The organism is Halorubrum sp. Eb13 (assembly GCF_002252895.1).
Taxonomy (GTDB): domain Archaea; phylum Halobacteriota; class Halobacteria; order Halobacteriales; family Haloferacaceae; genus Halorubrum.
Genome location: NZ_NHPE01000125.1, coordinates 23,066 through 33,432, shown reverse-complemented (window position 1 = coordinate 33,432; position 10,367 = coordinate 23,066). Strand labels below are relative to the sequence as shown.

General features: G+C 70.1%; 9 protein-coding genes. 2 read left to right on the top strand and 7 right to left on the bottom strand.

What is annotated here, in order from left to right:
• Positions 1-67: 67 nt before the first annotated feature.
• Both DJ75_RS13860 and DJ75_RS13855 read right to left on the bottom strand, forming a co-directional pair.
• On the bottom strand, positions 68-577 hold the full coding sequence (locus DJ75_RS13860; protein WP_094525032.1) for a redoxin domain-containing protein: 510 nt from the start codon (positions 575-577) through the stop codon (positions 68-70).
• A 1-nt stretch (position 578) separates the two neighbouring features.
• Positions 579-839, bottom strand: a complete 261-nt coding sequence (locus DJ75_RS13855; protein WP_094525031.1) for a glutaredoxin — start codon at positions 837-839, stop codon at positions 579-581.
• Positions 840-1,057: 218 nt separating this feature from the next.
• On the opposite strand from DJ75_RS13855, the gene DJ75_RS13850 reads away from it, so the two are divergent.
• A complete protein-coding gene (locus tag DJ75_RS13850; RefSeq protein WP_094525030.1) occupies positions 1,058-2,431 on the top strand; it encodes a hemolysin family protein in 1,374 nt (457 codons plus the stop codon).
• Between the two features lie 477 nt (positions 2,432-2,908).
• Here DJ75_RS13850 and DJ75_RS13845 read toward each other — a convergent pair whose 3' ends face one another.
• Positions 2,909-3,640, bottom strand: a complete 732-nt coding sequence (locus DJ75_RS13845) for a DUF5781 family protein (RefSeq protein ID WP_094525029.1) — start codon at positions 3,638-3,640, stop codon at positions 2,909-2,911.
• 81 nt (positions 3,641-3,721) lie between these two features.
• Here DJ75_RS13845 and DJ75_RS13840 point away from each other — a divergent pair, with 81 nt between their 5' ends.
• Entirely contained in the window at positions 3,722-4,774 is a 1,053-nt protein-coding gene (locus DJ75_RS13840) for a hypothetical protein (protein ID WP_094525028.1), read from the top strand.
• Between the two features lie 22 nt (positions 4,775-4,796).
• Here the strand turns inward: DJ75_RS13840 and DJ75_RS13835 are convergent, their stop codons facing one another.
• From DJ75_RS13835 to DJ75_RS13820, 4 genes are all read right to left on the bottom strand, one after another.
• A complete protein-coding gene (locus DJ75_RS13835; protein WP_094525027.1) occupies positions 4,797-5,522 on the bottom strand; it encodes a queuosine precursor transporter in 726 nt (241 codons plus the stop codon).
• Entirely contained in the window at positions 5,515-5,709 is a 195-nt protein-coding gene (locus DJ75_RS13830) for a ribbon-helix-helix protein, CopG family (protein WP_094525026.1), read from the bottom strand. The genes DJ75_RS13835 and DJ75_RS13830 overlap by 8 nt, the downstream gene beginning before the upstream one ends.
• A 420-nt stretch (positions 5,710-6,129) precedes the next feature.
• A complete protein-coding gene (locus DJ75_RS13825) occupies positions 6,130-8,598 on the bottom strand; it encodes an RND family transporter (protein ID WP_094525025.1) in 2,469 nt (822 codons plus the stop codon).
• The gene (locus tag DJ75_RS13820) at positions 8,599-10,293 is read right to left on the bottom strand and encodes a COG1361 S-layer family protein (protein WP_094525024.1); all 1,695 of its coding nucleotides are present in this window, start codon (positions 10,291-10,293) and stop codon (positions 8,599-8,601) included.
• Positions 10,294-10,367: the final 74 nt, after the last annotated feature.

Sequence of the window (10,367 nt, the reverse complement as noted above, 5' to 3'; positions counted from 1 at the left end):
GTCAAACTTAACGCGAGGGTGTCGACGGCGCGGTCGCACGCGAACCGCGTCGGTGCCGACGGCGGCCTCAGTCGACGAGTCGGCCGACCGCGTCGTCGATCTCCTCGGCGTCGGGGAACTCGGGGTGTTCGTTCGCGACCCACGCGTACTCGACGGCGCGGTCGCCGTCGAGGAGGAACACGGCGGGCCGCGTCTCGGTGACCCCGGTCATGCCGTCGATGTCGTGGGCGAGACCGTACTCCTCGATCACGCCCGCGCTCGGGTCCGAGAAGATCCGGACGCCCTCGCCGCGCTCGGCGAGCAGGCGCTTGTGGGCGTACGGCGACGAGATCGAGAGGCCGAGGACGTCGAGGTCGTCGGCCCACCCGTGGTCGTCGATCGTGTTGTACAGGTACGTCGCCTGGAAGGCGCCGTCCATCGGGTGAAAGACGAGAAGCGTCGGCCCGTCGACGGCGTCGTCGAGCGCGGCGTCCTCCCAGTACTCCTCGTTCACGAGGGGGCGAGTGAAGTCGGGCGCCGCGTCGCCCTCGGCGACGTGCTCCGTCTCGGGGAGAGAGACGACGTCGAAATCGGGCATCTCAGGAACCTCCCTCGCCGTACGTACCCTCTAGGTACTCGACGATGTTCGCGCTCTCGGACATCGTCACGCCGGTCTCGCGGTCGACGATCGCCGGGACGCTCCGGGCCCCGGAGACGCGCTTGACCGCGTTCCGCTCCGAGTGCATCGGCTCGACGTACCGGGACTCGTACTCCAGCCCGAACCGGCTCAGGGTCCGGACGACGCGCTCGCAGTACGGGCACGCCTGCAGTCTGTACAGGGTGATCTGTGGTTTCGTCATGGCACTCGATTCGGCCGCGGGACGTGTAATCGTGTCGGCCGCGGCACGCTCCGCGGATCGGCCCTCCGTTCCGCCGGCGATCGGTCGAGTCGTCCGTTCGTTCCGCCGGTGATGCGCCGATTCGTCCGTTCGTTCCGCCGGTGATCCGCCGGATCGTCCGCCGGCCCGGGTCGCCGAAAGTAATCCTTTAACCATCCGCCGACGGAAGACGAATGAACATGGGCTTGCCGCCGAGCACGCTGACGGCCGATCTGCTACAGCTGCCGACGCCGGGGGATAACACCGTGATCGCCCTCGGCGTCCTCGCGATCGCTGTGCTGGTCGGTCTGTCCGCGTTCTTCTCCTCATCGGAAATCGCGATGTTCTCCCTGCCGCAGCACCGCGTCGACAGCCTCGTCGACGAGGGCGTCACGGGCGCGAAGACGATCCAGGAGATGAAGGAGAACCCGCACCGCCTGCTGGTGACGATCCTCGTCGGCAACAACATCGTCAACGTCGCGATGACCTCCATCGCGACCGCGCTGTTCGGATTCTTCCTCTCGCGGGGCGAGTCGGTCCTGGCGACGACGTTCGGGATCACGACGCTGGTGCTGATCTTCGGCGAGAGCGCGCCCAAGTCGTACGCCGTCGAGAACACCGAGTCGTGGGCGCTCCGGATCGCCCGCCCGCTGAAGGCCTCGGAGTACGCGCTGTACCCGCTGGTGGTGTTGTTCGACTACATCGTGAAGGGCGTCAACAGCGTCATCGGGGGCTCCGCGGCGATCGAGTCGACGTACGTCACCCGCGACGAGATCCAGGACATCATCGAGACGGGCGAGCGCGAGGGCGTCATCGAGGAGGAGGAGCGCGAGATGCTCGACCGGATCTTCCGGTTCAACAACACCATCGCCAAGGAGGTGATGACGCCTCGCCTCGACGTCACCGCGGTCGCCAAAGAGCAGTCGGTCGAGGAGGCGATCGAGACGTGTATCCAGGCCGACCACGAGCGCGTTCCCGTCTACGAGGGGAACCTCGACAACATCATTGGCGTGGTGACCGTCCGAGACCTGGTCCGCGAGCTGCGCTACTCCGAGGGCGAGCCCTCGCTGGCGCGGGTCGTCAAGCCGACGCTGCACGTCCCCGAGTCGAAGAACGCCGACGAGCTGCTCGCGGAGATGCAGGAGAACCGCCTCCAGATGGTCACCGTCATCGACGAGTTCGGCACCACCGAGGGGATCATTACTTTAGAGGACATGGTCGAGGAGATCGTCGGGGAGATCCTGGAGGGCGACGAGGAGGCGCCCGTCGAGTTCCTCGAGGAGAACGTCGCCGTCGTCCAGGGGGAGGTGAACATCGACGAGGTCAACGAGATCCTCGGCATCGACCTCCCCGAGGGCGAGGAGTTCGAGACGCTCGCCGGCTTCGTGTTCAACCGCGCCGGCCGGCTCGTCGAGGAGGGCGAGGAGATCGAGTTCGACGGGGTCCGGATCCGCATCGAGCGCGTGGACAACACCCGGATCATGTCGGCGCGCGTAACGGTTCTCGACGTCGACGACGGGAGCGGAGACAGGGAGGTCGGCGAGACCGAGACGCCGACCGACGACGCGGCGTAGGCGGTTTATACGGACGTTTTCGTCAGTGGCGCGGAGAGGATTCGCCGACACCGTGTCGATTTATAAATAACCGTCGTCGCCAGCGGCGCGTAGTACATCCGTGAGGTCCCAGCCGCTCGGCCGTACGCGGTTGAAACCAGATCTCCGGCGAACGGCTCCAAAGCCCCAGCCGTGAGGGGCGCGGACGCTCGCTGCGCTCCTCAGTTGCTCGTTTCACTCGCTCTCTGCGGTGCTTGCGTCGCCTCCGCGCCCCTCACGGCTGCCCCTTTGAGTCCCACCCGACCGCACCGCAACCGCACCTCGCGCCTCCCCAGCCTCGTCGCTGGCGCCGACGGCGCCAGCGACTCCCTCGCGCGTGCTCCTCGGCCGCGAGGCGGCCTCGCAGGCACGCGCCGACCGCACTGTTCATTTATAAATGATCGTCCCCAGTCGCTCGTACCCCGTTTGAACCGTCGCCCTCAACCCTTCCCCGCGCTCTCACACCGCGTACGCCCGCGCGGCGCCGACGAGCGCCTTGCGGTAGTCGCTCTCGGTTGGATCGGGACCGAGCGCGAGGAACCGCTCCTTGAAGGCGTCGACGTCGACCGAATCGGTGTCGCTGCCGGCGGCGCGCGCGAGGTCGTAGATGCGGTGGTCCGGGCCGGCGATGCCGTGGCGCTCGATGAGCGCGAGCGCGAACGCGGCGTTGACCGCGGTGATCTCCGGGTCGGCGCCGGCCGTCACGGGCGGCGAGCCGTCCCGCGAGACGGCCGGGCGGTCGGCCACCGCCGCCGCGAGGGTGGACTCCAGGAAGCCGAGGAGCTTGTCCGCGGGCGCGACGGAGAGGGTGATGTCGTCGGCGTAGATGTCTTTCATGTGGTTCGCGATTTGGTAGCAGTGCGCGAGCTTGCGGCGCTCCACTTTCTCCCCGGCGAGGCCCAAGTACAGCGCCTCCTCGGTCGACTGGACGTGAGAGGCGTGGCCCTCCTCGTAGCGGGCCATGTGCGAGAGCTCGTGGACGGCCAGCTCGCGGGCCATCGCGCTGGTGGCGGCGCGCTTCGAGACGTTGAGGACGTGGTAGCCGTCGTAGTGACCGGCCCACGTCCGCTCGTCGGGGTCCTCGCGCACCTTCACGTGGACGGGGTCGGCCAGCGAGCACTCGGTCTCGAACAGGTCGGCGGCGCCGAGAAACGGGTCGGGGGGAACGTCACCCTGCACGCGGAGATCCATGCTTACCGTTCACACGGCAGCGCCGGGTAAGTCTCTTGCGCCCGTCGAAGGCTTTTGTCGCGACGCGTCGAACTCCGTACCATGCGCACACGCGTCTACGCGGCCTACGACGACGGGCTCAGAGTCGTCGACCCCGAGACGGGGGCGGTCGACGAGCGGCTGGCGGACCGCGCGGTCGAGTGCCTCTTGATCGCTCCCGGCGCCGAGCGGAGCGACGGGGCCCGGCCCGCGGCCGCCCGCGCCCGCGTGTTTGCCGGGACCTTCGACGCCGGGCTGTTCCGCTCCGTCGACGGCGGCGAGACGTTCGACCGGGTCGCCGCCGAGACGCTCGGACCCGGCGGCTCGGGCCCGGACGCGGTCACCGCGGTCGCGGCGAGCCCGCACGCCCCCTCGGTCGTCTGGATCGGAACGGAGCCCTCGCGGGTCTACCGCTCGACCGACGGCGGGGAGACGGTCGAGCCGGTCGGGGGATTGACCGCCGTTCCGTCGGCGTCCGAGTGGTCGTTCCCGCCGCGTCCGGACACCCACCACGTCCGGTGGATCGAGCCCTGCCCGGCGGACCCGGAGCGGTGGTTCGTGGGCGTCGAGGCGGGCGCGCTCGTCGTCACGCCGGACGGCGGGGAGACGTGGGTCGGCCGGCCCGAGGGCTCCCGGCGCGACAACCACGCGCTCGCGACGCACCCGGACGCGCCCGACCGGGTCTACGCGGCCGCGGGCGACGGGTTCGCGGAGAGCCGCGATCGGGGGCAGACGTGGCGCGCCGTCGACGCTGGGCTCGCCCACGGCTACGTGTGGGGGATCGCCGTCGACCCCGGCGACCCGGAGACCGTCCTCGTGAGCGCGGCGTCGGGCGCGGGCGCGGCGCACCGCCGCGGCGAGGCGTACCTGTATCGCCGGACGCCGGGCGTCGACTCCGCCTCGGGGCCGCGCTTCGAGCGGCTCGACGACCGGGGGATCCCCACCGGCGAGGGCACCTACCGAGCGGTCCTCGCGAGCGGGCGGGAGTCCGGAGAGATCTGGGCGCTGCACGACGAGGGACTGTATCGCACCGGCGACGCCGGCGACTCCTTCGAGCGCGTGTCGGCGACCCTGCCCGGGCGAGCCGCGCGGGCGCTGGCCGTCGGGGGCGACTGACCGGCGAGTAACCGGAGGAGGGCTACTCCCGAACGGCGCCCACGACGAGGTAGACGATCGGGGTGTCGAGGACGGCGATCGCGAGTTTGAGGAGGTACTGGCCGAGCCCGAGCGCGAGGAGGAGCGACGGGCCGAACGGCTCGCCGGTGCCGAGCAGGATCGGCGCCGCGTAGAACGCGACGCTCACGAAGATGGCGGTGTCGAGCGCCTGACTCGTCGCGGTCGAGGCGACGTTGCGCAGCCACAGCATGTCGGGACCGGTGCGGTCGCGGATCGCGTGGAAGACGAACACGTCCCAGTTCTGGCTCACCACGTACGCGAGCAGGCTACCGGCGACGACCCCGGTCGCCGGGGCGAGGGCGGTCTCGAACGCGGCCGAGACCTCGGGGTTCACGCCCGGGGCGGCGAGCGTCGACCAGACCAAGGCGAGCACGAGGAAGTTCGCGAGGAACGCGACGTTGACGACCACCTGCGTCGCGCGGCGGCCGTACAGCTCGGCGTAGCAGTCGGACGCGAGGAACGTCAGCGCGTACGCGAGCGCGGCGCCCGGAAGGGTGATCTCGGGGCCGACGACCGGGAGCGCGACCGGGAGCGGGAGCGCGATCACCTTCGCGGCCGTGAGCTGCGCGGTCGCGAGCGCGACGACGAACAGGGTGATCAGGCCGACCGCGGCCAGCGCGGCGCGGTCGAAGGGGTCGACCGCGAAGGGGCCGCCGGTCCCGGTGGCGCCCCGCGTCCGGCTACTCATCGCTCGCCTCGTCGCTCGCGGCTTCGAGTCGGTCGTGGCGCGCGTCGATCTCGTCGAGCAGATCGAGCGTCTTCCGGATCGACGCTCTGACGGCGTCGCTGCGGTTCACGAACTTCCCGCCGTCGCCGACGTGCTCGTCGAGGTCCTCGAGCAGTTCGCCCGGAATCTCGACGCTTATCTTGGGCATATCGCTCCGTCCACTCCCGATTGATAAGAGCGTTCTTATTCGAGGACTCTCTCGAGAATATCGGCCCGGGCGACGTCGCGGTTCGGTCGGTTCGCGGCCGTCGCCGTCGATCGGTCGGACCGCGGGCCGCGCGAGCGCGGCGTGTGCCTCTGCGGATCGACCCGCGGCGAGCCGACGCCGGGGTAACCGCTCGGAGCGTCGGGGGAACGCGACGCGGTCGGGTACGACCCCCTACCCGAAGTCGCAGGAGTCGCCGGCGGCTTTCAGCCGGCCGCAACGAGAGGTTGCGCTCTCGCCCCGCGTTCGACCGCGCCGGGGGACTTGTACGGCCTCCGCGGGCTTGACCTTCTTGCAGGTGGGCGCTCCCGGCGCACGAACGGCGCGGGCGGCGCGACGGCGAACCGCTCTCGGGGTCGGCCCTTAGGCGTCGCGGGCGCGGCCGACGACCGAGCCGCCGTTCTGATAGTCGTCCCACAGGAACAGCGCCGGCGGCAGCGCGACCACCGAGAGCACGAACGAGTAGACGACGCTCAACGCGATCAACAGCCCGAAGTCGCCGAGCACGGGCGTGATGGCGAGCGCGAGAGCGCCCGTACCGAGCGCCGTCGTGAGCATGCTACCCGTGAGCGCGCCGCCGGTCCCGGTCAGCGTCGTGCGGAGCGAGGCCGCGACGTCGTCGTTCTCTTTGAACTCGTCGATGAACCGGGCGGTGATGTGGACGGAGTAGGCGATCCCGATCCCGATCGCGATAGAGAGGATCGTCGCGGTCAGGGCGTTGAGCGGCAGCCCGAGCAGCCGCATCGTTCCCACCAACGAGGCGACGGCGATCACGATCGGGAACACGTTCACGATCCCGAGCAGGGGCATCCCCTCTAAGACCCCGTAGGTGATCACGAGGAACACGCCGGTCAACACCACGGCGAGGACGAGGCCCTGAATCGCCGACTCGAAGATGATCCCCGTGATCGCGTCGAAGACGACGATCTGGCCGGTCGCGGTCGCGGTGTAGCGGAACCGGTCCGCCTGTTCGCTCGCGTCGGCGGCGATCTCACTCTGCGTCGCGCCGCTCTCGACGGTGTACTCGATCTGTGCCCCCCGGCGGTCGTCGGTGAGATACCGCGACGCCCGGTCCCCGGCGGGCGAGTCGAACAGCTCCTCGTAGATGCGTTCGAGATTCCGGTCGGGTATCCCGTTTCCGTCCCTGTCGTTGCGCGCGACCAACGCCGCGAACTCCTCGTCGGACCGCGCGTGCGACCGTATCACCGTCAGGATGCTCGTCGTCTCGGCCCCGCCGTTCGGCCCGACGGCGAGCGTCCCCGGGGGATCGTCGTTGGGCTCTGCGAGGGCCTCTAACGCGTGGTCCTCGCGTAACGACCCCTCTACAAATATCGTTATCGACGCGTCCTGGCTCGCCGCGAAGTTGTCCTCGAGCAGGTTCAGCGTCTCCGTCACGGTGTAATCGCCGGGGGCGAACGGCTCCGGGATGTACTCCACGTACCCCGCTTCCTCCTCCGGCGGGAGGAAGTCCTCCTGTTCGAACGTCGTGTCGATGCCCGCGCCGTACGCGCCGAGCCCCGCGGAGGCGACGAGGAGGACCGCGATGAACACCGCGGGCGCGCGCTCGCCGACCGTCACGGAGACGGACAGCAACCGGCCGAGCGCCGACTCCTCCGAGGCGATCGGCGTCGACCCGAACTCCGGGACGCCGTAGCGCTCGCGGAGCCGGTCGATCTCCAGCTTCGCCGCCGGGAGGAACAGCCCGAAGATCAGGAAGGTGAACACGATCCCGACCGCCGAGACGACCCCGAGGTTCCGGATCGGGTCGAGGTCGGAGACGACGTTCGCGCCGAACCCGAACACCGCGGTGACGGTGACGATGACGAAGGCGATCGCCAGCTGGTTCGCCGCGATCCGCATCGCGGGGACGGCGTCGTACCCCTGCACCGTCTCCTCGCGGTAGCGGTTGACGAAGTGGATCCCGAAGTCGACGCCGACCGCCAGCAGCAACACCGGCACCGCGATCTGCTGTTGGTCGAACGGTATCCCGGAGAAGCCCAGGAATCCGAAGGTCCAGATCAGCGTCATCAACAGCGCGAACAGCCCGAGCGCGAGATCGATCGGGTCCCGGTAGGCGACGACGAGGAAGCCCAACAGCAGGACCACGACGATGGGCATGACGATGAGCAGCGAGTCGCCGATGATCTGCCCCGTCTCGGCGTTGATGATCCCGGAGCCGAACACGCGGACGTCGGCCGGGCTGTCGTCGGCGAGCGCGCGGACGTCCGTCTGAAGCCCCTGCAGGTCGTCGAAGCCGCTCGGGACGTCGTGGGAGATCACCGTCACCGTCGTCGACGCCGACGCCGAGTTCGGGTTGAAGTCGTCCGAGACGACGGCCGAAAACCGCTCGCTCTCGCTCGCCCGCCGGATCGCCCGCCGGACCTCCGCGTCGGTCGCCGATTCGACCGCGCGCCGCTGGGCCGCCGGCGTCCGCGCCGTCGGGTCGAGCGTCTGCGCGACGACCGTCGCGGGGCCGTTCGCGGACGCCACGCGCAGGTCCTCCCGCTCGTCGAGCCGCTCTAACAGCCGGAGCATCGTGAGCAGCTCCTCGCGGTCGAGGACGTTCGTTCCGTCGTGGATCAGCTGCGTGGTCTCCTCGTCGGTCGCGAACGGGTCCTCGAACTCGGTCTCGATCGCGTCCAGCGCCTCCTGCTCCGGGAGGTCCTCGGAGAACCCCTCAGTAGCGTCGGTCTGCGTCTCGACGGCGGTCATCCCGCCGGCGAAGACGGCCGTCGCCACGAGGAACAGCGCGACGACGGCCCGCGGTCGCGTGACGATCAGCTCGTTGAGCCGCTCGACGTTCGCCTCGACCCACTGGCCCGCTCGACCCATCTATTCCCTCTGGAGCACGTACGCGCCGGCTCCGATCACGACCACCGCGACGAGGGCGACGAGACCGAGCCCCACGGGGAACCCGCCCTCGCCCTCCACGACGGTTATCGGCACCCGGGTCGTGTCCGACAGTTGGCTGTTACCGTCCGCGTCGTCGTAGCGGAAGTCGAACGATATCGGGTACGTCTTCGCCGTGCCCGAGCCCGCCGCCGACAGGTCGAAGGTGAGGGTCGTCGACTCGCCGGGCGCGAGCTCGGAGACGAACCCCTCGTCGTTGCCGCTGTCGAGGGGGGAGTCGGCGAACAGCCGCGCCTCGACGTCCCGGACCGGCTCGTCGAGGTTGTTCGTCAGCGTCACCTCGAGGGCGCGCTGTCCGCCCGCCTCGATCTCGCGGTCGTCGACTTCCACGAGGAACTGGTCCCGCTCCGGCTGCACCTCGTAGAGCAGCTCGACGTCCTGGTACGCGCGGGTCTCGAACTCGGCGTTGCGGTACCGGACCGCGATGTCGGCCGTCCGGTCGATCGCCTTCGCCTCCTCGCCGATCTCGACCGGGAGCCGGAACTCGCCGGACTCGCCCGGCGCCAGCGTGCCGACCGCGACGCTGCGCTCGATGGGGATCACGTTCTGGGACTGCTCGGCGAACTGAATCACCACGTTGCGTGCCTCGTCCGGCCCCTCGTTCGTCACGGTGCCGGTGATCTCGCCCTCCTCGCCGACGTGCAGGTCGGACTCGACGCCGGTGACCGAGAAGCGCTGTTCGGGCCCGGGGACCACGCCGGCGGAGACGCTCTCGTCGACGCGCTGGAGGCCCTGGCTCGTTTCGAACGTGACGGTCCCGCTCAGCGCGTACTCGCGGACGGGCGCGCCCGGTGCGAACCCGACATCGTACCGCACGGTCGTCGTCTCGCCGGGCGCCAGCTCGTCGATCCGGGCGGCGTCGCTGGCGCGTTCGCCGAACGCGAGGCCGCCGCTCGCGGACTCGAAGGCGACGGTCGCGTCGCGGGCGACGTCGGCGCCGACGTTCTCGATCTCGGCTTCGAGGATTCCCTCGCCCCCGATCCGGGCGTCGGTCGTGACGTTCACGACCTCGAAGCGGGCGTCGTCTGAGATGCGGACGTCGACCTCGGCGTCGACGGTCTCCTCGCGGTCGATGGTGACGCCGCCGGACTGCTGGTAGGTGTACGAGTACTCCAGCTCGACGTCGAGCTCGTAACTCCCCTGCTCGACGTCCTCGGGGACGTTCACCGCGACGGTCGCCTCGCCCGGCCGGTTCTCGGTGACCGAGCCGATCGCGAGGGTGCCGGTCTCGACGTCGAGGGGGGTGCCGCCGGCGTCGGCGGTCACGCGGACGTTTCGCGCGGTGGTGACGATTTCGCGCGTCTGGCCGGTGCCGAGGTCCATGTCGCCGTCGTTCGATATCTGCAGGGTGAGCTCGTTCGTCCGCCCTGGAGTGAGGGTCGCGCTCGGGGTCGTCACGCTCAGCTCGGGCGAGCCTCGGACGAGCCCGCCTCCCGTCTGGAAGGGCGTCGTCCCGCCGGTCGCGGCGCCGGCGCTCGGCGTCGCGACCGCCGCGTCCGCGTCGAGGCTCGCCGCGCTCGCCTCCCCGGTCGGCGTCGCCCCCACGGCGAACCCGGCCGTCCCGCTCGTTACAAGCGCCAGTACCACGATCACGACGAGAACTGTGTTGCGTCTCATGCTGAATCGAACGTCGCGGCGGCGTCCCGCGGCCCCGCGTCGGGGGCCGGGCGGCCCGGATCCGGCGTCGAGCC

Excerpts from the sequence above, each read along its gene's own strand:
- DJ75_RS13860 (WP_094525032.1), bottom strand. The coding sequence starts at position 577 with ATGCCCGATTTCGACGTCGTCTCTCTCCCCGAGACGGAGCACGTCGCC.
- DJ75_RS13820 (WP_094525024.1), bottom strand. The coding sequence starts at position 10,293 with ATGAGACGCAACACAGTTCTCGTCGTGATCGTGGTACTGGCGCTTGTA.
- DJ75_RS13845 (WP_094525029.1), bottom strand. The coding sequence starts at position 3,640 with ATGGATCTCCGCGTGCAGGGTGACGTTCCCCCCGACCCGTTTCTCGGC.
- DJ75_RS13840 (WP_094525028.1), top strand. The coding sequence starts at position 3,722 with ATGCGCACACGCGTCTACGCGGCCTACGACGACGGGCTCAGAGTCGTC.
- DJ75_RS13825 (WP_094525025.1), bottom strand. The coding sequence starts at position 8,598 with ATGGGTCGAGCGGGCCAGTGGGTCGAGGCGAACGTCGAGCGGCTCAAC.
- DJ75_RS13830 (WP_094525026.1), bottom strand. The coding sequence starts at position 5,709 with ATGCCCAAGATAAGCGTCGAGATTCCGGGCGAACTGCTCGAGGACCTC.
- DJ75_RS13835 (WP_094525027.1), bottom strand. The coding sequence starts at position 5,522 with ATGAGTAGCCGGACGCGGGGCGCCACCGGGACCGGCGGCCCCTTCGCG.
- DJ75_RS13850 (WP_094525030.1), top strand. The coding sequence starts at position 1,058 with ATGGGCTTGCCGCCGAGCACGCTGACGGCCGATCTGCTACAGCTGCCG.
- DJ75_RS13855 (WP_094525031.1), bottom strand. The coding sequence starts at position 839 with ATGACGAAACCACAGATCACCCTGTACAGACTGCAGGCGTGCCCGTAC.